The sequence below is a fragment of the Streptomyces sp. NPDC015125 genome, assembly GCF_043080045.1.
Taxonomy (GTDB): Bacteria; Actinomycetota; Actinomycetes; order Streptomycetales; family Streptomycetaceae; genus Streptomyces.
Genome location: NZ_JBIBVF010000020.1, coordinates 138,349 through 162,356 on the forward strand (window position 1 = coordinate 138,349; position 24,008 = coordinate 162,356).

Consider the following 24,008-nt stretch of genomic DNA (forward strand, 5'->3'; position numbering starts at 1 on the left):
GCCCTACCGTCGTCCCGGCGCGCATCATGACCGGGTGGCGGCGAGGAGCACCCGCACCGCGTGCAGGCCTGCTTGCCGCAGGTCAGGAGAGCCGTCGGCAACCGCGTAGGGCTCGTATCCGGCGGCGCGCAACGTCGTCAGCGCGGCGGGCATCTCCGTAGCCTGCTCCGCGAGCGCGGTCACTTCGCCGCCCAGGACGGTGTACGGGTCGAAGGAGTCGACCAACTGGTGACCGCCCGACCCTTCCTCCGGCCGCTCGGCGAGGATTTGACACTGCCCGAGCAGATCGCGCAGCGCGATCCGGGCCGCCCTGGTGGGGGAGCCGTCCGCGCCGACCGCCCACGACGGCGTGCCGTCGGCCGCCCGGGTGCGGGCCAACAGCACGGTGGCCGCTCCGGCGACAGGGAGGTGCAGCAGCTCGGCGTCGACACCGAGGTTCGCCGCGCTGCTGAGCAGGAAGGCCAGTTCGGCGTCGCCGGTCAGGCTTTCCGGGGCGACGAGCGGAGCGCGGGCGCCGGAACGCATGGCAGTGGTGACCGCCAGATGGGCCAGTGCGGAGTACAGCCCCCGGTAGGCGCCGTCGGCAAGAGAGGTGCCCGTGCCCAGTCCCGCCGTGGTGGCCGTGAAGGTGCCGGCGGGGTTGTGGAACGGTGCGTACGGCCGTACCGCGGCGGCCGGGACGAGCAGCTCACTGCCGTCGATCAGGGAGGCGGCCAGGCACCACGCTCCGGTGGGCAGGTCACCGAGGTCCATGCCGCTGAACGTGGACAGCACGGTGGGGTCGATACGCTCGGTCCCCTGGGCCCGCTCGGCCGGCACCACCGGCGCCGGGGTCACGAGATCGAGGTACTCGCCGGCCGCAGCGCGCAGCGCCCGCATCCGGGCACCGGCCACATGATGCAGGTCGAAGGCGGTGACCACACGACGGTTCCCGGCGCCGGTGCCGAAGCGCAACCGGCTGACCTTCAGCGGCAGTTGAGTGGGCCACTCGTCGTCGAACTCGCGGAAGACACCGCTGGCTCCTGCCACCAGTCGGGCGGTGAGCTCGTCGAGCGGCTCGATCGCCGGGTCGGGCCCGTCGTCGGTGGACGAGGGCACGGAGGAGTCCAGCGGAGTGGTCGGCTTCAGCCCCGGCCAGTTGACCACCGGTGCGTCCGGGACGGCGCCGGCACTGTCACAGAGCGTGCACAACGGATGAGGCAGGACTGTGGTGACGCCCGTGTCGAAGGAGTCGACCTCTTGCACGATGACCGAGCCCTCGGTCTCCGGCGGCAGGACGCCGGAGATCTCGCGGAAGACCTCGAAGCCGAGCAGGTTGCCGAGGATCGCGGACAGATGACGACCGGGGCGGACTCCCGTGTGGTCGCCTCCGGTGGTCACCGCGCGCCAGACGTCGGCGGCCGCGCCCGCGTCGCCATTGAAGCCGAGCCGCAGCATGGCGCACGACCAGCAGGCGCCCGCATCGCCGGAGGTCAGCGGTCCGACCACCACACGGTGACCGAACATGGTCAGCGGCAGCACTCTGCTCCCTTGCGGTACGCCTTGCGACAACAGCCGCACGACCTGGGCAGGAGCCTGACGTCCGGTGCACACGACCAGTTCCGCACCGTCGAGATCGGCCCAGTCGAACAGGCCGTTACGTTCGGGAAGCTGCTCCACCCGAGCCGGGCAGCCGGCTTCGCTGAGCACTCCGGCTTCCTTGACGGCCTGGGCAAAGACCTCCGCAGGGCCGGAGAAATGCACCGCCGCGATGCCGTTACGGAGGGCGCTCGTCGCGCACCAGTTGGCGATCGCGTCGTCGCCCAGGACGACCAGCCGGGCGGTGCGGAAGCGGTGGAAGCGCTGTGCGGCTTGGTCTTCGTAGTGGTCGATGTACTCGATCTGGGGTGCGAAGTGTTCGGCAACGGACGGTTCGAGCGGTACCGATGCCCGGTCGTCCAGGAGCGGTACGTCGCGGGCGAGTCCACGGTCCATGAGCATGCGCACCAGGGTGTTGACCATCTGCTGCTGGGACGGCGGGAGCATGTCGCACAGCTCGCGCACGGTGTGTTCGCCATTGAGGTAGGGAACGATCAGAGTGGCGAACCGGTAGGCCGAGCGGCCGGTGAGCTGGAAGCCGCCGGAGGCATTGTGGAAGAGCACCCCGTCGTCGGTCTCCGTAAAGAGCACATCACGCTTGATCCGTACACGGGCGTTGCCGAACGGAATCACCTGTGGCACTGACACGTTCTCTGTCCGTCCTTGTCTCCCGGACCGTGCGGTCCCGGGGATTCGGCCCCATGGGCCTGGTTGAGTGCGTGCTGATGACGCCCCGTGGTGCGCCGGAGCACGATGGGGCGAGGTCTTCCCGGCCTTTTCAGCTGCCGAAGGCGAGGTAGCTGCGCATCAGGGTGTGGATGCCGTAGAGGCCGCCCGGGCGGTACTCGACCGCGCCGGCCTCGAGGAGTTCGTCGAGCCGGCTTTGGAGTTCGTCCTCCGACCGGCCGAGCAGGGCCGCGCCCTCTGACAGCTTGAAGCGGTTCTCCGGCGCGGCGGCCAGCTCCCGCAGGAGCTCCGCGCAGGGCGGCGGAAGGGTGCCGAGATAGTCGTCGAACCTCTGCCCCACTGAGGCGCCCTGGCGCCCGCCGACCGTCAGCGAGGCCGGAGAGGTGGCGCGCACCGTCCCCACCGCCGATGCCAGATCGTGCCCGGGGCGCAGGAGCAGACGCGTGGTCAGGATGCGCAGGGCGAGCGGGTGGTCGCCGCAGAGAGCGGCCAGCTCGTCGGCCGCCTCCGGTTCCGCTTCTGTGCTCCGAGGACCGAGCACGGAGGTGAGAAATGCCAGCGACTCAGCCCTGCGCCAGGATCTCAGCCGAAAGACGGTGGCCCCCCGGCTGATCACCAAGTCGGCGAGGCTGTGCCGGCTGGTGATGACTACGGTGTGGGCTTCGGCCCAGTCCAGTGCCGGCAATGCCTCATCGCTGCTCCGTACCCCGTCGAGCACGATCAAGGCGTGTTCCTGGGGCGCGGGCCTGTCGGGCAGGGCCTTGTGGCGGGCGTCGAGGAAGTGCCACCCGCCAGGAAACCCGCTGCTGTCCGGAAGCCCTTCGCACAGGTGCCGGGCGAGCCGGACGGCGAGTGCGGTCTTACCGACCCCGGGAAGCCCGGAGACGACCACGATGGCGGGTGTCGACTGGTGGACCAACAACTCCTGGATGTCGGCCAGTTCGCTGTGGCGCCCGGAGAAATCCTTGAGGTCGGCGGGCGGACGGGCGACGGCCACCACTGTCCCCTGGCGAGCGGGAGGGACGGCGGCTCCGAGCATCTCACCCCGGAGAATGGCCAGGTGAAGCTGGCGCAGTGCGGGACCGGGGTCCACCCCGAAAGTCTCGCGCAGAAAACGGCTGATGGAACCGTAGGCGCCGAGGGCCTCGCTCTGCCGCCCGGCGCGGTAGAGCGCTTCCATCAGCTGGGCGGTGAGTTGTTCATTGCCCCGGTACTCGGCGGTCAGCGCACGTAGGTGAGGAATGATCGCAGCGCAGTTGCCGAGCGCCAGCTCGATTTCGTGACATCGCGCCAGGGAGTTGATGCGTTCCTCAGCCAGGGCCGCCGCTACTCCGTCGTGCAGAGCCGGTGAGACCAAGTTGGCCACCGGAGCTCCTTGCCAGTTGCTCAAGGCGCTTCGCAGCAGGCCGAGTTCGTCCTTCTCCGAGGCCGCCTCGCCCGCCCGTTGCACGGCCTTGCGGAAGGCGAGGAGGTCGAGTGTGCCGGCGTCGGCGGAGATGCGGTAGCCACCGGGTACGGTCTCGATGTTGCCGGCGGAGGCGCCACCCAGCGCGTATTTGTCCAGCAGTTTCCGTAGCCGCAGCATGGTGGTATGGATCGCAGCACCGGCCGCGGTTGGCCGTTCATCGCCCCACAGTGCGTTGCGCAGGTACTCCTGCGACACCGTTTCATTGGCGTGCAGGAGCAAGGCCCCTAATAAGACGGTTGGCTTGGAGGAAGGAATCACCACGGATTCCGTTTCATTGCCTATGCTCAGTGGGCCGAGCACGCGAAATAAAAGACGCGGAGTTCTCGTCCCTCGCTGCTGGGGAACGGTATCTCCCACGCCGCCATGCCCCGGAATACCGTGCCCTGTGGGACTTATCTGTACAAACTGTGGTTTGTCTTGGTGCACCATCAACGATTTATCCCCCCGTCGACGCAATCCACGGAGGCACGGGTTCTCTTCCTGCCCTCTCGGCGCACCCCGCGCTATCCCCGCTCTGCGCAACCCCGTTGTGATTCGAGGCGACGCTAACACACCCGGAAAGGGCTGACACCGGAGACGCCTGGGCGTCAAGCACGCGACCCGCGTCTCGCTCAGGTACCGCCGATCGAATTCTCACCCGGCACATTACGATCTCTTGACTAATCATTTACGCCCGGCGACTCGCTTTGCGAAAAGTTGACCAAGTAGCCGCCCGGGGATCGCCGGCCGGGCGTCCGCCCATCCTGCTGTTCCGGGATTCCGGGCGGGTGGTCGAGCGAGAGGTCGCCTGGCATTACTGCATTGATCCAGCCATTCTGGCTCGTTGGCCGAGACGGCGCCCCGAGGGGGCGCCCCGCCTGTGCCCGTGCCGCGATCTTGCGGAAAGTGCTGCACGGGAGGACTGGCTGCGGCGCGGGGCAGCCGTCCGTCGAGGCTCTCGCCAAGGGGAGAGCGCATTTCTCGCACAGCCGGAATCGGCCAGATTGCGTTGGGGTTTTTGGTTGGCCGTGACCACAGACATCACTCCCTTCTCGAGGGTGACAGTGATCTGTCAGTTGGGTGTCAGTGATCCGCCAAGGCGACTGTCAGTGTCATCGGGCATAACGGAGTGCAGGAAGCGACCCGCATTGTCCGACGGCATTCCTTAGGGAGGGCTCCCTCTCGGGAACGGTATGTGACGTGCGGATCTCTTGCGACTCAGCGGTCCCGTACCCGATGGCCTTGAGTCGATGGAAAGAACCGACGCATCGGTACGTAACAAGTCAGGAGACAGAACATGACGAAAAGCAGCACCGCCAGGGCAGCGGCATCCTTACTTCTCGCCGTCACCGCCGTGACCGGAGTGGCCGGTACCGCTCTCGCAGCGCCGGCTTCTCAGGGGCACAGCGCCGGGGCGGCGGCGGGTGCGCCGAGCTGTACTGAGTTGAAGAAGATCTTCGACGTGCTTTCGACGAGCAACGATGTCGGAAAGGTCAAGAGCTCTTTCGACCGGTGGATCGGCATGCTGGATGCCGCGAAGTCGACCGTGCCGAAGGACCGCCAGGCGATGTACGCCAAGTTCGTCGCACATGCCAAGGCCATGCGTGCCGGGCTGAATGCCGCCAACCCTAAGGCGGCGCTTCAGAAGGTCCACAAGTTCGCCAAGCCTCTCGACGACAAGCTGGAGCACTGCAACCACTGACCGCGGTGTGCGTTCGATGCCCGGCGATCACCGATGGGCGCCGGGCATCGGGCGCGCCGCGCTGCGCGCGAGCGACCCCACAGGCCCGGTCGGTCACCTGCGCAAACACCACAGAGGTGAACCCCGTTACACGGCTATGACGTAGCCGACTTGAGCCCCTGCCGCCGCACAAGTAGGTTCACTGGGAAACGAGTTCTACGACATGCCGGCGTCCCTTCGCCGGAAGGATGGACGCCCCATGGGTTCCCACGCCAAACCCAACCGAATACACCGCACCGGAGTCCGGGTCGCGATGGTCGCACTTGTCGGTGCCGCCCTGCCGATCTCCGCCGGCGGCCTCGCCGAGGCGGCCACCCCCGGCGCCACGCACTCCGCAGACGAGAACGGCCGGCAGGGCGGCGAGGCCACCACGCCGGCCGGCCAGAAGCAGGGCGCGCAGCGGCAGTTCCGGTCCGCCCAAGCGGCGCAGCACGCCGTCAAGGGCAAGGCCGCCGATGGGCAGGACGCGAAGGACCAGGCCGCTCCCCAGATCAACGCCGACCACGCCTTCCTGCTGGACGCCCGTGACGGCAGCCAGGAGCGGGAGCTGTGGGGCGGGGCCAAGGCGGACGAGAGCGTGTCGATGGCCAGCACCACCAAGATCATGACTGCCCTGGTGGTGCTCAAGCATCCGGAGTGGCTGAACCGGCAGATCACGGTGAAGCAGGAGTACCGGGACTACGTCCAGAAGGTCGGCGGCAGCACCGCCGACCTCCAGACCGGCGACACGCTGACCGTCGGGCAGTTGCTGCACGCCATGCTGATCCCGTCCGGCGATGACGCCGCGATGGCCCTGGCCGACAACCTCGGCTCCGGGGACACCGAGGACGCACGGATCGCCGACTTCGTGAACCAGATGAACGCCGAGGCGCAACAACTGGGCCTGACCGGCACGCACTTCGACAGCTTCGACGGTATTTCGCACGGCAACAACCACAGCACCGCCCGCGACCTGGCCAAGCTCGGCCAGCGCGCCATGCTGCAGCCGGTGTTCGCCGACATCGTGAAGAACAAGCAGTTCAAGGCCGAGGCCCCGGCGGCCAACGGCCACACCCGGTACTACACCTGGGACACCACCAACACCCTGCTGAGCAGCTACGACGGTGCCCTGGGCATCAAGACGGGCAGCGGCCCGGAGGCCGGCTACGCCCTCGTCTTCGCCGCCAAGCGGGACAACCGCACCCTGGTCGGCGCGATCCTCAAGGACGACAAGGGCCGCTTCGACGACGCCACCAAGATGCTCGACTGGGGCTTCGCTCACTGAACGGGCAGCGCCCCCGCCTGCCGAGATGTCACCTCGCCTCGCGAGGAGCGACTCTCATCAGGAGGTTGGCGGGGTGGTTGGTAGATGTCATGACTCCCCGTACCTGCGCCCCTGGGAGCGGCTCCAGGCGCCACCGGCGCGCCAGGGCCGCGACCACCGTGGTCATTTCCGCGCGCGCGAACGATTCACCGATGCACCTGTGCCTTCCGGCGCCGAAGGGAAGGAACGCGCCGCGGGGAGCGGCCTTCTGGCCGGGCAGCCAGCGGTCGGGATCGAACGTCAGGGGGTCGTGGAAGTGGTGCGGGTTCCGGTGCAGGACAAGGGCGCTGAACATGAACTCGGCACCTGAGGGAAACCGGTAGCCCGCGAGTTCGACCTCCGTGGTCGCTCGTCGCATCGTGACGCCTCCGGGGTTGCGCACACGCAGTGCCTCGTCCACCACCCGCCGCGTGTACGGGAGATGGCCGAGGTGTTCCAACGACGGCGCCTCTCCGCTCCTCGTCCGCAGCTCCTCATGGAGTTTGCGGTCGACGGCGGGGTGCCGGCCCAGCTCGTGGAAGAGCCAAGCCAGCCCGCCTGCCGCTGTCTCCGTGCCGGCGACCAGCAGTGTGATGAGTTCGTCGTAGACCTGTTGGTGGGTCATGGTGGTGCCGCCGTCGGCGTCCTGGGCCTGCAGGAGCATCGACAGCAGGTCCGGCTGCTCGGCGGGGAGGCCGGTGCGCCGGGTGCGGATGAGGTGGTCGATGGCCCGGCGCAGCCGGTCGTGTGCGGCCGCAAGGCGGCGGTTGCCGGGAGTGGGGAGCTTCTGCCAAAGGCCGGTCGGATCGATGGCCCGGTTGTACACGCCGCGGAGCACGACGGGCACGTCGTGGCGGATGTCCGCGGCAATGTGCTCGTCGAGTGCGGTCGAGAACAGCGTGGAGGTGACGATGGCGAGGGAGAGGTCAACCATCTCCTGGGTGACGTCGACAACCTGTCCGGCCTGCCAGGAGGCGAATCGTTCGTCGGCCAGCCGCGCCATGGCTCGCGCGTAGTGATCGATCTGCCGGTGATGGAAGGCCGGCTGCATCAGGCGCCGCTGGCGGAGGTGGAAGGGCCCTTCGGAGGTGGCGAGGCCCTCGCCGAGGTAGTCGCGGAGCTTCTCGAACGAGCGGCCCTTCGCGAAGTGGCCGGCGTCGGCGACCATTACCCGGTCGACGACCTCCGGTCCGGCGAGGACGTAGGTCGGTGTGGGTCCCAGGTAGACGGCAACGATCTGGTCGTACGCGGTGAGGGAATCGAGGAATTCCAGGGGGCGCCGCCACATTTCGAGCGCGTGGCCGATCAGCGGAAGGCGTCCGGGAGCGGTGGGAGGAGCCGTGAGACGAGCGGCGGTGACCATATGTGCCTTCCTTTGGCCGCGGGCCCGTGCCTGCCCGGCGACCGCGTAGTGCTCCTCGGGACGTGAGGGGCCGGTGATGCGGGTGCCGGCGTTCGGGACACACCGGGAACCACTCGCCCGGCGACGTCCCCCCAGGTCGAGCAGCGCATGCATCACGGAAGGTAGCGCAACGGGCACTCAGCGCGATATCGGGATCTCGGCCAGTCGAGGGCGCCGGGGGCTGGAATGAGCCGCCCCGGTGCACACCGAGGCGTGCCTCATATGGGGCCTGGAGATGCGCGCGCCCACTACGCCTCCAGCGCCGTCCCGGAAGCGTCGTACAGCTCCAGAAGCCTCGTACAACTCCAGCGGGGCTGACCTGCCGAGCGACGACGGCACCAGCGCTGCCCTACCCGAACTCTCCTGATGGCAGGCGACCCGGGCGCAGTGACGCCCACCGATCGATCCAGCGATGGCACCACCACACCTGTTGCGCTCGAATCGGCCGCAGCACTGGCGCTGAGCTGCATCAAGCCGCCCCACCTCGCCCCGCCCCGCCCCGCCCCACCTCGCCCCGCACCCTTTGACCCCAGAGAATCCGCTCTGCCCGGAATCTCGTACTCGGGTAGCGGCGGCGCCCGGGAGAAGTCCCGTGTCTGAATCGCCCGTTTCCGCGGCCCTGTGGCGTGTCTCGGATGGGTGAATTCGGGAACCTGGCCGCTCCCCGATTCCGGTAGGACCGTTGGGCTGGGCGGATAGCCGGATGATCGCTCTTCGGGCGTCCCCTGCTCATTCCTGTACACGTGCTTGAGGAGACCTCCCCTTGGCTACCGCTGATCTTCCTGGTCCTGATTCGCTGCTGCGCCGCACGCTGGGGGAGTGGCGGATCGGGTTGGTGGCGTGGCGGCTGCTGGTGCTGCAGACCGCGGATCCGGCGGTCGCCGCCGGCATGGCCAACTTCTCCACCTACCGCGCGCACCCGTGGCGGCGTATCGAGCACACCATGGACAGCGGGAAGCGGCTGTTCTTCTCCGACCGTGAAGGGCTACGCCGTGAGGTTGCCCGTCTGGAGCGCACGCACCGCCGTCTGGCCGGGACCGACGAGCAGGGCAGGCCGTTCACCGCGTTGGACCCGGCGGTGCGGGTGTGGGTGCTGGTCACCTTGTACGAGTGCATGACGGCGATGCGGGAACTGTCCGGACGCCCGCTGGCGCCGCCTGAACTGGATCGGATGTACGGAGAATTCCGCGCGGTGTGTGCCGAGTTCGGCCTCTCCGACGACCTGCTCCCGGCCACGGCCGCGGACGTGCCCGCGTATATGGACCGCACGATCCGCGAGCGCCTCGAATACAGCGAACCCGTGCGCTATCTGCTCTACGACATGCTCCGTGAAGCACCCGCACCCCGCCGCCTCGGCCGCCTGAAGCCGGCCTGGCCGCTTGTGCGGGCGGTGGCCGCCCACGTGATCGGTGCGCTGACCATCGCGGACCTGCCGGAGGCGTTCCGCGAGCGCTTCCACCTGCCCCGCACCCGCAGCGCGGCCCTGCTGTCCTTCATCCTGCACCGTGGCATGCGCGTGCTGATGAATGCGCTGCCCGAGCACCGCCGCTACCGCACCCCACTGGCGGGCAACTCCTCGACTTCGCAGCCTCCCTCCGCCTCCACCGACCGTCCTTCCCCGCCGGAGGCAAGCCCGGTCCGGCTTCCCGCACCACGCCGCCGCAAGGGTGCCGATTCCCGCCCGGCGCGTCTGCGGACCTTCTTCCGTCAGGTCCTCGACCAGACCGGCGACGGCCGCATCAGCTCGGCCGATCTGCAGGCCATGGCGCACAACGTGTGCTGGCCGCTCGAACTCACCCCTGAGCGTGAAGCCCGCGTCTATGCCGCCTTCGAGACCTGGTGGCAGCACCTGCGGACCGGCATGGATGCTGACGACGACGGACAGGTGACCTGCGAGGAGTTCGTCACGGCCATGCTCACCGGGATCGACGCCGGCCCGGGCTATCTCGAGCAGGGGTTGCAGGTCGCGGTGCGGGCGATCTTCCACGCTGCGGACACCGACGGCAGCGGACACCTGTGCGCCGATGAGTACCGCACGATCTTCGGCGGCTCCCGGGTCCACCCCGCCGAACTCAACCACGGCTTCCGCCGGCTCGACCACGATGGCGACGGCCGCATCACCGAAGACGAATTCGTCCAGGCCTTCACCGACTACTTCACCGCCCGCACCGACAACACGGCCGGCAGCCAACTCCTTGGACGCCCATAGCGGCCGATGCGGGCGAAGTGCCGGGGCGGCCACTGATGGCCTTGGCAATTCAGTGGCGATTCCCGCAGGTGCCTGACGCGGCGGGGCGGCGGGACGGGGGCGTCGTCGCGCTCGCGGTCGCCGACCCGGTGGTGGCCTTCCGCGAGACGAGAAGTTCCGCCGGAATGCTTCCGGTGGGACTTCATCTGCGTGCGGCGGGGCTACTGGGCGTCGCCGGAGCATGGGGGCGGGAACGGCGAAGGGTCCCCGCCTCAAGAATGGCAGGGACCCTTGTGTGGAGCGCCCGGCAGGCCTTGCACCTGCATTTCCCACCGGCTGGCGGGCGTCTTTCCTTGGACCACAGACGCGTGACTCCGTGCTGTGCACCGAAGTTACCTCATGATCATACAGGTTTGACGGGGTGCCAAGGCCCGATTCCCCCACCGTCGCCAACCTGGCCTGTTTCGCTGGGCTCGACGCGGTCGCCTCTCATGGGTATTGCCGACCATGCTGCCCCCGTACGCGCCTGCGGGGCACGAACGGGAGCAGTACCGGTGAGTCGCTCAGGAATCCTGCAGGGCACGGAACGAGTCGAACCAGACGGTGGTCCGTCCGACCCTTCCGTTTTCCTCCCTGACCGTGCGGTTCGCGTACAGGGGGTTGAGGATCCACGGCTTCTTGTCGGCGTCCCAGCCCGTCTGCATGGACTCGATCTGCGCCACCCCGTAGGTGGCCACCGCGAGCTTCCCGGTCTCCCGGAACAGCTGCACCTGCTGTGTCAGATAGTCCTTGTGGGATGCGAACCACGGACTCATCGCGAGGAAGTCGTCCCACCTCTTCTGAGGGAAGGGCTTGTCGAACGCGTTGCCGATCACCTGCCACACCCGGGTGTTCGGGGGCACCGTGTACTTCTCGGCGTAGGCCGCCGGGATCTTGTCGCTCATGTGGTTCTCCCAGTGCTGCACCAGGGAGAACTCCGTGGCGAGGAACTTCTTGCTCTTGTCCAGGCGGGACACGACGTACTGGACGTACCTGCCGGCCGCCTGCAGGGAGTCCACGTGCGGATGGATGTCGAGGCCCTCGATCTCCGGCTTCCTGTTGACGAAGCCGACCCACCGCTCGGTGGCCTTCGTGCGCCCTTCTTTCTTGTCGAGGCGGGTGAGAGCACCCATGTACAGGCGGGTTCTGCAGCCCTGCGGGAAGTTCTTCCTGCGGTAGGCGATGACGTGTTCGGCGACGTGCTCGTAGAACACATTGAGACGCGCATCGCGCTCGTCCTTCATGGTTTCGAGGAAGGGCTCGTTGCCGATGGTGAGGATGTCCATCTTCCCCATGACAGCGTGCAGCACCCGGTCCACGCGCTTCAGCTGCGCTCCCATCTCCTTGCTGCCCACCTGGGGAAGCGACTGCCCGAGAGTCAGGAAGGGGAACTTCAGCGAGAGGATCGTCTTGAAGTCGTTCCCGCTCGCGTCGAGCAGCCTGGCGACGGACCGCTGCTGGGCCGGGGCGTGCGTGTCGAAGTAGTCCGTCATCGGGACGAAGCCGCGCACCCACTTCGCCGAAAGGGCCCGCACCTGGGCGAAGTTCATGTCGGAGGGGTCCTCGTTGAAGTTCACCCCGAGCGCGCCGTTCGGCGCCTCGCCCGTGGGTGCGCCGCCGCCCTTCGCGTCCGGCTGCACACTCCCCTCCCCACCCGACTGCTTACCCCCCGTGGGATGGCACGCCGCTGTGAGGAGGGCCGCGCCGGACACTCCCAGCAGCCGGCGACGCGAGGTCGGCCTCGCGAAGGCGGGTGTACCGGGCGTGTCGGGGTGCGCGGACGACTCGTACCGCATTGCTGTTCTCCGATTCTGATGACGTCGTTGCCGACCGTCGTCCTCCACCGGCGTCGTCTGTGGCGCGCCCGTCGGGCGAAGGTCGCTGAACTCCCTTTGCCGACAGCAAGCTTTATCCTCCATGCGACGCCCCGGAGTCGGTCCGTGCATGATCAACGTAGTTCATCGGCACCAGCGCACGAGCTCGGCTCCCCCTGCCGGAACAGCATGCGAATCCGCTGGGGACGCGGCCGTAACGGAGCCCGGGCAATCTCCTCGATGCACTCCCGGATGCACCGGTGGCAGGGGCTGGTTGCATGCCCCACCGTCTGCTCACTGCGTGTGCAGACCTGCTCGTACCGGCTCCCCATCCGCTGATAGCAGGTGTGCGATGCGGGCAGGGCCCCACCGGCGCAGGAGCCGGACCTTGATGATCCGCCGTTCGGTGCGGGTCGGGGTGCGGCGCGGGCTCGTGTGCGGGCGGCTTGAACGGTCCGCCATGCCCTCCTCGCCGAACAGCCGGTAGCGCTCAGCCCATCGCTGAGCCGTCGTCGGCGATACCTGGAAACGCTCGGCCGCCCGACGCAGCGGCCAGCCATCCCTGACCACGCAGCGGGCCAAGCGGAGTCGACCGGTCTCGGTCAGGGGTGCATTACGGTGTGGTATGAGGGCCTCTCTGGTCGCCGGTGCAGATGTCGCAATCCACACCAGGCCAGAAGGCCCTCACCCATTTCAAGATCACTCAGCCGAGACCTGCGTCACCAACCTCCGTGGACAGAACAGCTAGTGCACGCTCAGGCTCACCAGGCAGGAGAGCGGCGAGAGGCTTCAGCGGTGGCGATTGCGGCAGGTGGGTATCGAAGCCGGTCCCCTATGAGCACGGCCTGAAGAAGTGGTCTCGGCGCTCGCGTAGCAGTATCAGAGACTCCTGCCCGATCTCGACGATGAACCCGGGGCACAGCAGCAGCTCCAGTGAGGCGCTGTGCTTGTCATTCTCCGCCCGGCGGCGTTCGTAAAGGGCACGACCGCCGGGGTAGCTGAGCTCGATGCCGATCGCGGCGGCCGCGGGCGCGGTGTCGGGCAGAACGGGGTGCTCGTCGTCGCTGTGTGGGCAGGTACCGGCGTCGTAATGGGACAGCGCCTTCTCCAGCGCGCTGATCAGCTCGTCGAGGACCGATTTTCTGCGTACCACGCCGGAGGCCGCGTACCAGCCAACTGCCCGGACGACCATGATCCGCCCGGACCGGTCGTCCGGGTCCGCGGCGGCCTTCAGGGCCCAGCCCTGCTCCTCGATCTCCGCCTCGACATCGGTGCCGGGCTGCGGATAGCCCGCGAGGAAGGCAGACAGCGAGTCGAGGGTGTCGTGGGCCTCCTGCGGAAGGCGTGGCGGGACGTTGGCGACGGAGCCGGGGTCGAGGGTATCCAGGGCGATCCGTGCGAATCCGGCGGCGTTGCACGGGCAGCGCCAATGGTCGCGTGACCAGTCCTCGTACCATTCCTCCGAGTCGTCGAGGAGCGGCACCAGCCAGCCCGCCAACTCCTCGTCCTCCTCCTCGTCATGGGTCTCGTACGGATGGGAGGCATGCGTGCAGCTCTGTGCCGACAGGGCCGCCTCGGCCGTCCGAAGCGCCCGGAGCGCGGCCTCCTTCACGCCGTCGCCCGGCAGCCAGTTGAGATAGCGCCCGGCCACCACCATGCCGAATACCCATACATAGGCCAGCGAGCCGCCGGGGTCGGCGCCGAGCCGTGCCGCGCAGTCGAGGACACGCCGGTCGTAGGCACTGTTGTGGCCGTAGTCGTACTTGAAGGCGAGTTCCTCCCAGGACGCGACGAGTTCCTCGATGTCTTCAATGCCGGCGTCGACGGAACGGGGGGCCGGGCTCGTCTCTTTCCTCGTCACAGTGATCACGACGTGCCAGCGGCTGGCCGAGTTCCTTCCAAGACCGTGAACTCGTCCCTAAGGCTTGTCCAAATGCCGGGCGGGGCTTTTGCCTTGGGGTTGTCCGCGAGAGCGGACCGGGACCACGCTGACTCCCGTTATTTTTCCAAAGCTATGGGACTGGCGACGATCTTGGGACGCGGCCGCTTGTCCGTGTGGCTGGGCGGTCGCTTCTCGTTGTGGGGCGGCCCGGTGGAGGCGAACGTCAGCCTTCCGGACCCATCGGGCGCACTGGGGGCCGGGCAGGGGACGAACCGGGTCGGTCCGGTGCTGCGGAAACTGGTCGGCCGATTGGAGGAGGTGATCAGATCGGCGAATGCCTGGGACGCTCCCGCGGCGGCTTCACCACCAAAATCCACCTCGCCGCCGAGGGACGATGCCGGCCCCTCGGGCTCGTTCTGACACCCGGGCACTACGGTGACGGCCCCAGCTCGAGCGGGTGCTGGAGCAGGTTTCCGTGCCCCGCACCGGAGTCGGACGGCCCCGCAGCCGACCCGACCACCTCCTGGCGGACAAGGCCTACACCTCCCGCAAGACCGCCGTTACCTGAGACGACGCGGAATCCGGCACACCATCCCCGAACGCCTCGACCAGCAACGACACCGGCACAACCGCGGCTCCGACGGCGGCCGGCCCACCGGATTCGACAGCGAACGCTACAAGAAACGCAACACTGTCGAGCGAGCCATCAACCGCCTCAAGGGCTTCCGGGCCGTGGCCACCCGCTACGAGAAACGCGCCTACGTCTACCTCGGAACCGTCACGGTCGCGACCCTCATGATCTGGCTCCGAACATGATCCGAGAAACAGTGCCTAGGCGCGAGACTGCGGGCCGTGAGCACCACGTTGTCGGAAGCGACGGTCGCCGGCCTGCCCCGCGGTGCCGCCGAATCGCTTGCCCGCTTCGTCGCGCAGCCCGCATAGCTTCGTCGACCTGACAGCTGACCATGGCGCTCCCCGTCGCCCGCTGCCGAGCGCTGCCCTCAGCCGGACCGTTTCCCGGGAGTTTCGGCCCTCGCGGCACGACGGGTCCCGCCTCCCTGCGGGCCCGCTATAGAGGCTTCCGCGATACGGCGAATCCCCGTCGGGAAGCATCCCGACGGGGCCTGTGCCCGACCCCTTCCGCCAGTTCCGTCGCGAACTCACGTGATGTGGATACGGGACCTCGGGGGCGTGCCCCAGGAGTGGTGGCACGCTGCCCCGCCACCGAGGACCGGTCCCTGCACCTGACCTGGTGCTGAAGCCCGCCACCGGAGCGGACCTCCTGTCATGGCTGTCGGACCGGCTGGGGGCCTCGGACGCCGGCCGTGCGGCCTTCGCGCCGCCGGGCGACTCGCTGTGACCAAGCTCCTCATCGCTTGGCTCAGCCGAGGACCTCGGCGAGGATGACCCGAAAGTCGGGCTGACGCATTGTGGGTGGCGGGCATGCGCCCCGTAGGTCCGGTCAGTACGCCCGTTCAGCAGAGCGCCTGAGTGCCGATGCGTCGGGAAGCGTCTTCGAGGGCTCCGCAAGGAAGCCGGCGCCGGCCTGGCGTCATCGTCGCCTCACCGGGGTTTGTACGCCATGGTCCGAGCGAGGTGGGGCGAAGCGCAGAGAGGGCTGTACCCGTGGGAGCTCGTACAGCCCTCCCCCTGTGTGTGGGCGTGTCAGCCGAGGCCGTCCGGCCTCAGCGGCGCTCGCAGGCAAGTGTCAGGCACAGCATCAGCACTTCGTAAGGGGTGCTGTCGCTCTGTGCGGTGGGCGTCTCCTCGGAGTCCGCGACGAACCGCCACTGCGATGGCTGGGCGTGCTTGGTCTCTCCCTTCTTCTCCACCTTGACATGGAGGGTGCGGGCCTGGGGGTTGTTCGTCTCGACGGCCACTTCGTCGCTGTCGACCGGGAAGTGGTCGTGTAACAGGACCAGACCGAACCGGTCCAGATTGCCGTGCTTCTCCAGCACGGCCTTGATGTCCCTGGCGAACTCCGCGTCCTGTGGGCCGAGCGGTTCTGCGTCTTCGAAGCGAGGAAGGTTGTGCGAGGCGAGTCTGGTCTGCGTCGGCATGTGGATCTCCCTTCGACCGCGCTCTGCGGTCTCAAGACACCATAGGCAGATGGTGAGTTGCGGCAGAAGTGCCCGACAAGGGTAAGGATCCCACGCGAGCCGGACGGCGCTGCAGGGACTCGATGCCCACGCCGGGACGACGGAAAGGCGATACTGCAGGCCACCCGCATCCCCCTGTGCCTGCCGGCCCACCGAATCCAGCAGCCCACCGCCTGGATCCAGGACCTGGAACGCCGCCTGGCCCGGCTCGTGGAACGCCACGCCCCGCGGCTGCTCGCCGCGATGGGGATCGGCCCGGAAGCGTGACGCCACGGCGAACGCTTCCCGCCGGACGCCAGTGTGCAGCAGACCCATACCCCACGGCCTTCGTGCTGGGCATGTGCCTCTCCGGTCGGAGCACAGGATCAGACGAAGGCCGTGTTCACGTGCCCGGAATCCTCGTACGGCGATCAGATTCGGGGAATCGTTCGAGGTCGGACGAGGGAGAACAAGCTCAGCGCATCCACTCCGAGTAGAAGTTGGGGAGCCCGGGCTGGGGGTCGCTGACGCAGGTGGCCTCGTGGTACTTGGGGTTCTGTGACAGGTCACTCTGCATCTGGTCGTAGCACTTCTGCCAGGAGTCGAACGACTCGCCACCGACCGGCTGCCAGCCGTCACCGGGCGGAGGGCCGGCGGCGAAAGCGGCCGTGGCGGTCAGCGGCACCGTGACCACCGCGGCACCCACGGCGAGACCGAGAGCGATACGAGTGCGCCAGGACTTCATGAATTCCTCCATCGTGTTGTGAGATCTTTCTACGCACAGCTCTCCTGGAGAGACGCCGCGGCCAAAGCCGCCTGCTCTGTGCGTGGTTCACCAGGGTTTGATGCACGCACTGGGCCAGTACGTTCACCAGAGTGGCGAGCTTTCGGGCCGGTGCTGCCCGGGGGCCGGGGAGGAGGCGCTCGTGCTCAGGCCGGGCACCCCGCCGATTCCGCCGGCTCCGGGGGCGAGGTACTCCTCCGGCTGTGCTCCGGCTCACCGCTTCCGACTCTGCGGGGACCCCGGGGGGCTGCCGCCGTCGGGCCGCGACGGCGGCAGCCCTCCCCGCAGGTTTCAGCCCTTGCGGGGGGAGAAACCGCCCTCGGCGACGCCGTCGGACGTGCAGTCCGTGTCGCGGTAGCGGTCGATGAAGGTGCCGGTGAGGCCGGTGAACGCGTCGTACGCGTGGTCCAGGGGCAGGTCTTTGCTCACCCTGAACCGCAGCTGCACGTGGACGGACTCGCGGGGCTTCAGCGTCTTCGGGCCGGGGATGGTGCCGCGGGCGTTTCCATCGGCCTGGCGCAGCGTCTTCCAGGCGCGCTGCGAGGTGTCCCAGTACTGCAGATCGCCGTACGGGCTCAGGTCGCGCTCGCCCTCGTTGTAGACATAACTGCCCAGCGCGCCGCTGAGGTCGAACGACTTCAGCTCCTTCGCCGAGGCGTTGGTGAGTGTGGCGGTGTAGGTCGTCCAGTGAGTGCCGAGAGTGATCGACGTGGGTATGCCGAACGAGCGGCCCACTAAGGCGTTGTTGTGGTACTGCCCGTTGCTGACGTCGGAGCACTTCGGGAGTTCCGCGGCAGGGGCCGCCTGGGCGGCGGGCGCGGCGGCCACCACCACGGGGAGCAGGGCGGCCGTCGCGGCCGAGACCGACAGGGCGCGGCGCAGGTTCATGAAGACCTCTTTCCTGGTTCTTCGGACCCTTGGAGCCTTTGTTCCCGGTGTCATTGAGTTCAAAGGGCGTGGTTCCTTGGGTTGTCAGCTTCTTGGAGGAAGGGTGGGGCTTACGCGGTGACGTCCGTGTCGCCCGGACCGGCCACGCCCCTCCGGCGGCGCACGCCGATGACCGCACCCGCGCCGACCACCATCGCGGCTCCGCCGGCGAGAGCGATCGCCGGGAGCGCGGACGAGGAGCCGGTCGCGGCGAGGTGGGCCCCGCCTTGCGGGCTGAGGCCACCGGTGGAATCGGAACCACCCGTACCGCCGCCGGACGCGGCGCTCTGGCCGGGCTCGGTCGTGTCAGCCGGCTTGCCCGGGTCACTCGGCTTGGTGGTCGGGGGCTGCGTCGGCTTCGTGCCCGCGGGGAGGATGGTGAAGTCTTCCCAGGCTTCCTTGGCCGAACCACAGGAACCGTCGCGGTTGCGGTAGTCGCCGGCGGCGAGCGCGTACCCGGCGCCGGGCTTGGCGTCCTTGACCGCGCGGGTGCGCAGTTGAAGCGTGAGGGTGCTGCGCGGACCGACGGTAAGGAAGCCGAACAGGGCGTCGGGCGCCGCGTCATGGAAGGTCTTCCACCGCCCCGTCTTGGCGTCGTGGTACTCGGTCTCCAGCTCCCAGTACGGCCGGTCGACATCTTCGGCGGAGGACACGAGCAGGAAGGGCTGGACCTCCTCCAGGGCCTTGCCGGTGGTGTTGGTGAGCGTCATGGAGAAGGGGGTCCAGGCGCCGCCCGCAGCCAGCTGGTGCGGCAGCCCGCGGACGGCCACGTGCAACTGGTCGGACTCGAACGCGCAGGGCTGACCCGCACCATCGGAATCACCGGCGTCCTTGCCTCCACCGGTGGCACCACTCGCGCCGGTGGTCCCGTCAGTGGTCCCTTCGGTGGTCCCGGCGGCTTTCGGCGGCTTCCCCGGTGCGGGACGGGCGGCCCCGTCGCGGTCCTGGGATGCCGAGCCACCGGCAGCGGCTTTGCCCGGGCGCCGCGGCTCGTCCGGGGTACCCGTTCCGCCGCCGCTCGTTGCGGACTCCGCCGGCCGGTCCGCCGGTGTTGCGGCACCGGGGGAGTCGGGAGAGGCGGGCGTGCGGGGACCGGCCTCGGACACCGGCTCCGTTGCGAATGCGGCGGCGGGCGCGGCCAGTACGGCGGCGGGCGCTAACACGGCAGCCGTCAGGGCGCGGCGAATCTTCATCCAGCAGACCTCTCGTATCCCAAGTGCCGCCTGGGCGGCTCAGGTTGACGTTCGTCATGGTCAGGCCGTGCATGACGCTTGGTGTGCGTGAGTGCGCAGATCGCCTCCGTCGCTGTGGCGGTGGGGCTGCCCTGCCGGATGTGGCTGCACCGCCGCAGCCGGGCGGGTCTTTACTTGTGGGCGCTGATCACGCCGCCGGCGCTGAGCACGATGTACACGCCGTTGGCGTCGACCCCCACGTCGTGCCCGTTCGTCTCCAGCGTGGCGGCCACGCCCTCGAAGCCGATGATCTGCGCGCGGTACCGCAGCTCGCCGACCTTCGTGACCTTGGCCTTCCAGCCCCCCGCGAGCTTGAAAGTGCCCGGTCCCTGGTGCTCGCCGCCCATCCAGGAGTGGACCTCGCCGCCCATCGTGAGCACGACGTACATGCCGTTGGCATCGAGCCCGGCGTCGGCGTCCTGCCCCGTCGTCTCCATGGTGGCCACGACCGAACCGTCGCTGACGATCTCGGCGCGGTAGCGCTGGGAGCCGAGGTCGTAGATCTTGGCCGTGCTGCCGTCCACCAGGGTCTGGGTGCGGACCGGGGATCCCGTCTTGGCCCTGGCGGACTGCGCGCCGCCCGACTGTTTGCCTGCAGCGACCGACTTGATGCCGAACTTGGCATCGGGACCCGTCTTGCCATCAGAGCTCTGAATTCCGGACCAGCCCGAGGCGGTGGACTCGGCGGCGGCAGAGCTCGTGTTCGTGTGGCCCGCGGACTTCGCGTCGGCGGCGTCCGAGCCGGAGCAGGCGGTCAGGGTGAGGCCGGCGGCTGCGGTCAGGGCCGCAACGGCAATGCGCAGGGTGCGGCGACGGGCGGTGCGGACAGTGGTGCTGGAGCTCATTTTCAGGTTCCCCGGGGGCAGTCGGTGTGGTCTCCTCGGTACGTCACCCACTCTGGTCCGGGCCACTATCGAGAAGCTGCCGTTCCGCTAACAACCGGCTAACACGGGTGCGAGGAGGGGAAGAAGCCACCCGACCCATCGGACACCGCCCATGGAACTGCCCGGCCACCAGCACAAACACCGTTGCTGCCGTACCAGCTCGGTACCTCGATCCTCCACCATCGTCCGGCGAGTATGGCGCCGACCCACCAGGTCACCACGAGGTGGAAACAGCGGTGCGCTTCGAGGCTCCCTGCACCATCCTGTTCGTCCCGCTGGACGCCGAGTGCCCGGCAGATCACCGTGACTCACCATGGCTGACACACTGACATGAGGTCCGGACTGCCCGCCACGCGCGCCCGCCTCGGAGCACCGAGGCGGGCGCCCCAAGAGAGGTGAACGCCGTGCCGGAGCCGCCGCGCAACTGCCTCATCACCAAATCCCCAAACCCCGTCGACCTGCTCAATGCCGCCGCCCGGCTGTTCGGCGGCTCGATCACCACATCGCCCCTGGACGGCCTGCGCAGTGGAGATCACGAACTGCGCGGCCGCGTCCCTGGCCGTCGCCGTCACCCGTCCCACCGCCGTCACCTGGCTCCGCCGCCCCCGCACGTCACCTGACACGCATATCGACCACGGCCCTCGCATCCGTCCACGCCCTGACGAGGTGGCTCGGGGAATGCGACGCCTTCCCAGGCGAGCACGGCGCCGAACAACGCCTCGCCGCGCCCCGGTACCTCACGCCGAGGGAGCCAGGTACCGGGTCAGCATCGCCACGAGTTCGCCCTCGAACTGCTGCAGATCCACCGCTTCGCGCGTCGCGATGACCTTGTGCACGATCAGCTCCACCGAGTTCACCACGATCTGTGCGGCCATGTGCACATTGCCCACCCGGACCTCGGGGTACCGGACCAGCAGCTCGCGCATGTAGGCGACCCGGGCCTGCTCGTACTCCTGCACCTTTCGCAGCAGTTCGGGCGACTTCGGCACTTCCTCGATCATCACGCGCAGGAGCTGCGGATCGTCGAGGTGGTTCTCGATGGCGACCCGCACGAGAGCGCGCATCGCGCCTTCCACCGTGTCCGGCAGCCCGCACTCCTGCTGACGGCGCAGAAGGTTCTCCCCGGCGTCGAGGTGCCGGGCGGCGAGCTCGACGAGGATGGCGTCCTTGTTCGGGTAGTACTGGTACAGCGACCCGATCGACACGTGCGCTCGCTCGGCGATGCGGTTGGTGGTCCCCGCGGCGTAGCCGAACTCGGCGAAAACCTGAGCAGCCGCGGTGAGAATGCGCTCCCGGGTCAGCTCACCACGGACCTGCTTCGGCTGTTTGCGCGGGTGCAGCGACTGTTTCCCCGGCATCACGGGAGTCCCTTCCTGAGGGGTAAAAGCGAGTAGCCAAACAAGTGAGCCATTGCTCACAATAGCCACCTGAGCAGGCAAAGAGCTCACCACATCCACTCCGACCGCATCGGGCTGCGCCTTGCGCCCGAGGAGGAGAGAGCGATGTCCCACGTCGCACACCGCCCGCGAAAACTGTCCCTGGCCGACGTCCGCGCGCGTCTCGGCGGACCCGATCCGATGGCCGCAGGCAAGATCATCGACCATATCGACGAGCAGAGCCGCATGTTCATCGCGCACGCGCCGTTCGCCGCGCTGGCCACGGCCGACGCCTCCGGCCGTGCCGACTGCTCACCACGCGGCGACTATCCGGGGTTCGTGAAGGTCCTCGACGAGCACACCCTCGCGATCCCCGACCGGCCCGGCAACAAGATCGCCGACTCGTTCCGCAACCTCGCGGAGAACGACGGTGCCGGCCTGCTCTTCCTCGTCCCCGGCTACCGCGAGACCTTGCGCGTCAACGGCCGCGCCTACCCCACCGACGAACCCGACGTGCTGGCGCGGATGCAGACCGAGGCGAGCGAGCCGGAGTTGGCGATCGTCGTCGAGGTCGAGGAGGCCTACTTCCATTGCGGCCGCGCGCTCGTACGGTCGCGGCTCTGGGATCCGGCCAGCCAGGCACTCGCCGCGGAGATGCCGTCGGCGGGCGAGATGGCGGCGGCGCAGCTGAAGATCGGCGTCCCACCCGAGCTCATCGACCAGGGCCTGGAAACGGCCTACCGCAAGCTGTACTGATCGGACCCCCATGCCCTCCACCCAGCAAGCCGTCCTCGACCGGATCGAGCCGGTCGCCGACGGCGTGGTCGCCCTCACCCTGCGCGGCTCGCTCGCGCCCTGGGAGCCCGGCGCGCACATCGATGTCTCGCTGCCCAACTGGCTCACCCGGCAGTACTCCCTGTGCGGCGACCCGGCCGAACGCGACCACCACCGCATCGCCGTCCGCCACGAGCGGCTGAGCCGCGGCGGCTCGGACTACATCCACCGCTACCTGCGGCCCGGCCGGACGCTCGACATCTCCCTGCCACGCAACAACTTCCCGTTGGTCGAAGCGGAGGACTACCTTTTCCTCGCAGGCGGCATCGGGATCACCGCCATCCTGCCGATGCTCCGCCACGTCCTCGCAAACGGCTCCTCGGCGCATCTCGTGTACACGGGCCGCGCCCGCGCGACGATGCCGTTCACCGACGAGATCCGCTCCCTCTGTGGGGACGCGGCCACCCTCATCGACAGGCAACGAGACCCTCGCCCCGACCTGAACGCACTCGGTGCCACCCTGAAGTCCGGCACCGCCGTCTACTGCTGCGGTCCGGCCTCGATGCTGGCCGCCGCCGAAGCGGCCTTCGATCCGGCCCGACTCCATACGGAGCGCTTCCGCCCGGCGCGGAAGACGTTCGCCCCCAACACTGCGTTCACCGTGCTGTGCGCCCGGTCGGGACGGTCCGTCGAGGTCCCCGCCGACGAGTCCCTGCTCGACGCCCTCACCCACGCCGGCCACCCGGTGCCGTCCGGCTGCCGGGAGGGCGTCTGCGGAAGCTGCGCCGTCCGGGTCCTCGACGGCGATCCCGAACACCGCGACGACATCGGCGGGAATCAGGGGGAGATCTACACCTGCGTGTCGCGCTCGCGGTCACCGCACCTGGTCATCGACCTCTGACTCCGGTAAGGAGAATGCCTGACCGGCTTCGTGGGACGCCTTTCACGCCCTGTCGATGATCCCGCCAGTGTGCGGCCGCAGCATCCCCCGTCGCCTGGCAGCTTGGTCAACTCCCCGAAGGAATTCCGGAGCTGACCACGTGGCTCGAGGTCAGGCTGGGAACGCGTGGCGTGCCACGGCTGCTGGTCGGGAGCGCCGCTCGGCGGACCGTACTGGTGGAGGCGGCCAGCAACGGCCGGGTGCCGCGGCCAGTGCGGGCGTCAATGCGGCTGCGGCGGCGACGTCGGCCGCGGAGGCGGGGCGCTGGGCCGGTGAGGCCGGTGCGAAGGAGGCCGAGGCGAAGGCGGCGGCGGCCCGGGCCCGGCGGCTGGCGGGCCAGGCCACGCGTGCGGCCGAGGCGGCGCAGGCCAATGCCCGTCAGGCGGCGGTGGTCGCACGGCAGTTGCGCGACGCCGCCAACGACGCAGCGAAGCATGCCGAGGCAGCGGCGAAGGCAGCGGCGAAGGCGGCGGACAAGGCAGCGGACGAGGCGGGGCAGGCGGTGGATGCGGCCAAGGAGTCGAGGGCTGCGGCGGACGCTGCCACGAAGGCCGCCGATGACGCGCAGACCGCAGCCGATCAGGCCAGGACCGTGGCGGAGCTGGCCCGCAAGGCCGACACCGAGCGGCTGGCCGAGCAGCAGGAGGAGAACGTCCTCGCGGCCGAGGAGGCCAAGAAGGAGCACGACGCGAGCGCGGCCGCCGCCCAGTGGCAGGCCGGCCGGGTCCAGAGGTTCATCACCGCGACCCCAGAAACTCCGGGAAGAGGCCACCGCGGCGTCCGACCCCCAGGCCATGGTGGCCAAGGGGCGGCAGCTGGCGGTCAACACGTTCCTGGCGAACAAGACGACGGCATGTCCAGGCCGCCGTGACGACCTCGTCTACGCATGCACCACTTGGGCGGTACCTCGCGCCGCCCGGTCTCGCGAAGCCCAGTGGTCTTCGGCAGCTTCT

At 68.8% G+C, this 24,008-nt stretch carries 18 protein-coding genes and 3 pseudogenes; 8 read left to right on the forward strand and 13 right to left on the reverse strand.

From position 1 onward, the window contains the following. Window positions 1–24: 24 nt before the first annotated feature. Entirely contained in the window at window positions 25–2,226 is a 2,202-nt protein-coding gene (locus tag ACF088_RS31505; protein WP_392379289.1) for a TOMM precursor leader peptide-binding protein, read from the reverse strand. 130 nt (window positions 2,227–2,356) lie between these two features. Next, window positions 2,357–3,994 carry a BTAD domain-containing putative transcriptional regulator gene (locus ACF088_RS31510; protein WP_392379290.1) on the reverse strand — a complete coding sequence of 546 codons (1,638 nt, stop codon included), beginning with the start codon at window positions 3,992–3,994 and terminating at the stop codon, window positions 2,357–2,359. 1,015 nt (window positions 3,995–5,009) lie between these two features. Here ACF088_RS31510 and ACF088_RS31515 point away from each other — a divergent pair. Both ACF088_RS31515 and ACF088_RS31520 read left to right on the forward strand, forming a co-directional pair. Further along, window positions 5,010–5,414 carry a hypothetical protein gene (locus ACF088_RS31515; protein WP_392379291.1) on the forward strand — a complete coding sequence of 135 codons (405 nt, stop codon included), beginning with the start codon at window positions 5,010–5,012 and terminating at the stop codon, window positions 5,412–5,414. A 238-nt stretch (window positions 5,415–5,652) separates the two neighbouring features. Next, the gene (locus tag ACF088_RS31520; RefSeq protein ID WP_392379292.1) at window positions 5,653–6,717 is read left to right on the forward strand and encodes a D-alanyl-D-alanine carboxypeptidase family protein; all 1,065 of its coding nucleotides are present in this window, start codon (window positions 5,653–5,655) and stop codon (window positions 6,715–6,717) included. 28 nt (window positions 6,718–6,745) lie between these two features. On the opposite strand, the gene ACF088_RS31525 is transcribed toward ACF088_RS31520, so the two are convergent. Then, window positions 6,746–8,098, reverse strand: a complete 1,353-nt coding sequence (locus ACF088_RS31525; protein WP_392379293.1) for a cytochrome P450 — start codon at window positions 8,096–8,098, stop codon at window positions 6,746–6,748. Between the two features lie 802 nt (window positions 8,099–8,900). Between ACF088_RS31525 and ACF088_RS31530 the strand changes: the two genes are divergently transcribed. Continuing rightward, window positions 8,901–10,346, forward strand: coding sequence for an oxygenase MpaB family protein (locus tag ACF088_RS31530; protein WP_392379294.1), 1,446 nt, complete (start codon window positions 8,901–8,903; stop codon window positions 10,344–10,346). Window positions 10,347–10,621: 275 nt separating this feature from the next. Here the strand turns inward: ACF088_RS31530 and ACF088_RS31535 are convergent. From ACF088_RS31535 to ACF088_RS31550, 4 genes and pseudogenes are all read right to left on the reverse strand, one after another. Next, window positions 10,622–10,693: pseudogene (locus ACF088_RS31535) on the reverse strand. A gap of 195 nt (window positions 10,694–10,888) precedes the next feature. Next, window positions 10,889–12,004 (reverse strand): hypothetical protein, encoded by a 1,116-nt coding sequence (locus ACF088_RS31540; RefSeq protein ID WP_392379295.1) that lies wholly within the window; start codon window positions 12,002–12,004, stop codon window positions 10,889–10,891. Between the two features lie 480 nt (window positions 12,005–12,484). Then, a pseudogene (locus tag ACF088_RS31545) lies at window positions 12,485–12,805 on the reverse strand (leucine zipper domain-containing protein); the annotation flags it as partial. A gap of 205 nt (window positions 12,806–13,010) precedes the next feature. Next, entirely contained in the window at window positions 13,011–14,039 is a 1,029-nt protein-coding gene (locus tag ACF088_RS31550; RefSeq protein ID WP_392379296.1) for a hypothetical protein, read from the reverse strand. A gap of 353 nt (window positions 14,040–14,392) precedes the next feature. Between ACF088_RS31550 and ACF088_RS31555 the strand changes: the two are divergent. Further along, window positions 14,393–14,876, forward strand: a pseudogene (locus tag ACF088_RS31555) (IS5 family transposase); the annotation flags it as partial. Window positions 14,877–15,745: 869 nt separating this feature from the next. On the opposite strand, the gene ACF088_RS31560 reads toward ACF088_RS31555, so the two are convergent. The 5 genes from ACF088_RS31560 to ACF088_RS31580 form a co-directional block, all read right to left on the reverse strand. After that, window positions 15,746–16,120 (reverse strand): hypothetical protein, encoded by a 375-nt coding sequence (locus tag ACF088_RS31560; RefSeq protein WP_392379297.1) that lies wholly within the window; start codon window positions 16,118–16,120, stop codon window positions 15,746–15,748. Between the two features lie 493 nt (window positions 16,121–16,613). Beyond that, window positions 16,614–16,883: a hypothetical protein gene (locus tag ACF088_RS31565; RefSeq protein WP_381059244.1), complete on the reverse strand. Its 270-nt coding sequence runs from the start codon at window positions 16,881–16,883 to the stop codon at window positions 16,614–16,616. Window positions 16,884–17,213: 330 nt separating this feature from the next. Then, window positions 17,214–17,810 (reverse strand): hypothetical protein, encoded by a 597-nt coding sequence (locus ACF088_RS31570; protein ID WP_392379298.1) that lies wholly within the window; start codon window positions 17,808–17,810, stop codon window positions 17,214–17,216. 110 nt (window positions 17,811–17,920) lie between these two features. Then, window positions 17,921–19,042: an LPXTG cell wall anchor domain-containing protein gene (locus ACF088_RS31575; RefSeq protein ID WP_392379299.1), complete on the reverse strand. Its 1,122-nt coding sequence runs from the start codon at window positions 19,040–19,042 to the stop codon at window positions 17,921–17,923. A gap of 170 nt (window positions 19,043–19,212) precedes the next feature. Next, entirely contained in the window at window positions 19,213–19,926 is a 714-nt protein-coding gene (locus tag ACF088_RS31580; protein WP_392379300.1) for a hypothetical protein, read from the reverse strand. Between the two features lie 443 nt (window positions 19,927–20,369). Between ACF088_RS31580 and ACF088_RS31585 the strand changes: the two genes are divergently transcribed. Continuing rightward, window positions 20,370–20,585, forward strand: a complete 216-nt coding sequence (locus tag ACF088_RS31585; protein ID WP_392379301.1) for a hypothetical protein — start codon at window positions 20,370–20,372, stop codon at window positions 20,583–20,585. Between the two features lie 117 nt (window positions 20,586–20,702). Here the strand turns inward: ACF088_RS31585 and ACF088_RS31590 are convergent, their stop codons facing one another. Further along, window positions 20,703–21,323, reverse strand: coding sequence for a TetR/AcrR family transcriptional regulator (locus ACF088_RS31590; RefSeq protein WP_392379302.1), 621 nt, complete (start codon window positions 21,321–21,323; stop codon window positions 20,703–20,705). A gap of 144 nt (window positions 21,324–21,467) precedes the next feature. Here ACF088_RS31590 and ACF088_RS31595 point away from each other — a divergent pair, with 144 nt between their 5' ends. From ACF088_RS31595 to ACF088_RS31605, 3 genes are all read left to right on the forward strand, one after another. Next, window positions 21,468–22,097, forward strand: a complete 630-nt coding sequence (locus ACF088_RS31595; protein ID WP_392379303.1) for an MSMEG_1061 family FMN-dependent PPOX-type flavoprotein — start codon at window positions 21,468–21,470, stop codon at window positions 22,095–22,097. Between the two features lie 10 nt (window positions 22,098–22,107). Continuing rightward, window positions 22,108–23,016: a PDR/VanB family oxidoreductase gene (locus tag ACF088_RS31600; RefSeq protein ID WP_392379304.1), complete on the forward strand. Its 909-nt coding sequence runs from the start codon at window positions 22,108–22,110 to the stop codon at window positions 23,014–23,016. A gap of 139 nt (window positions 23,017–23,155) precedes the next feature. Then, window positions 23,156–23,926 (forward strand): hypothetical protein, encoded by a 771-nt coding sequence (locus ACF088_RS31605; RefSeq protein ID WP_392379305.1) that lies wholly within the window; start codon window positions 23,156–23,158, stop codon window positions 23,924–23,926. Window positions 23,927–24,008 lie beyond the last annotated feature (82 nt).

What these genes read in the sequence shown, in the direction of transcription:
- ACF088_RS31600 (WP_392379304.1), top strand. Translation starts at nt 22,108, where the DNA reads ATGCCCTCCACCCAGCAAGCCGTCCTCGACCGGATCGAGCCGGTCGCC.
- ACF088_RS31560 (WP_392379297.1), bottom strand. Translation starts at nt 16,120, where the DNA reads ATGCCGACGCAGACCAGACTCGCCTCGCACAACCTTCCTCGCTTCGAA.
- ACF088_RS31515 (WP_392379291.1), top strand. Translation starts at nt 5,010, where the DNA reads ATGACGAAAAGCAGCACCGCCAGGGCAGCGGCATCCTTACTTCTCGCC.
- ACF088_RS31525 (WP_392379293.1), bottom strand. Translation starts at nt 8,098, where the DNA reads ATGGTCACCGCCGCTCGTCTCACGGCTCCTCCCACCGCTCCCGGACGC.
- ACF088_RS31520 (WP_392379292.1), top strand. Translation starts at nt 5,653, where the DNA reads ATGGGTTCCCACGCCAAACCCAACCGAATACACCGCACCGGAGTCCGG.
- ACF088_RS31595 (WP_392379303.1), top strand. Translation starts at nt 21,468, where the DNA reads ATGTCCCACGTCGCACACCGCCCGCGAAAACTGTCCCTGGCCGACGTC.
- ACF088_RS31575 (WP_392379299.1), bottom strand. Translation starts at nt 19,042, where the DNA reads ATGAAGATTCGCCGCGCCCTGACGGCTGCCGTGTTAGCGCCCGCCGCC.
- ACF088_RS31565 (WP_381059244.1), bottom strand. Translation starts at nt 16,883, where the DNA reads ATGAAGTCCTGGCGCACTCGTATCGCTCTCGGTCTCGCCGTGGGTGCC.
- ACF088_RS31570 (WP_392379298.1), bottom strand. Translation starts at nt 17,810, where the DNA reads ATGAACCTGCGCCGCGCCCTGTCGGTCTCGGCCGCGACGGCCGCCCTG.
- ACF088_RS31590 (WP_392379302.1), bottom strand. Translation starts at nt 21,323, where the DNA reads ATGCCGGGGAAACAGTCGCTGCACCCGCGCAAACAGCCGAAGCAGGTC.
- ACF088_RS31580 (WP_392379300.1), bottom strand. Translation starts at nt 19,926, where the DNA reads ATGAGCTCCAGCACCACTGTCCGCACCGCCCGTCGCCGCACCCTGCGC.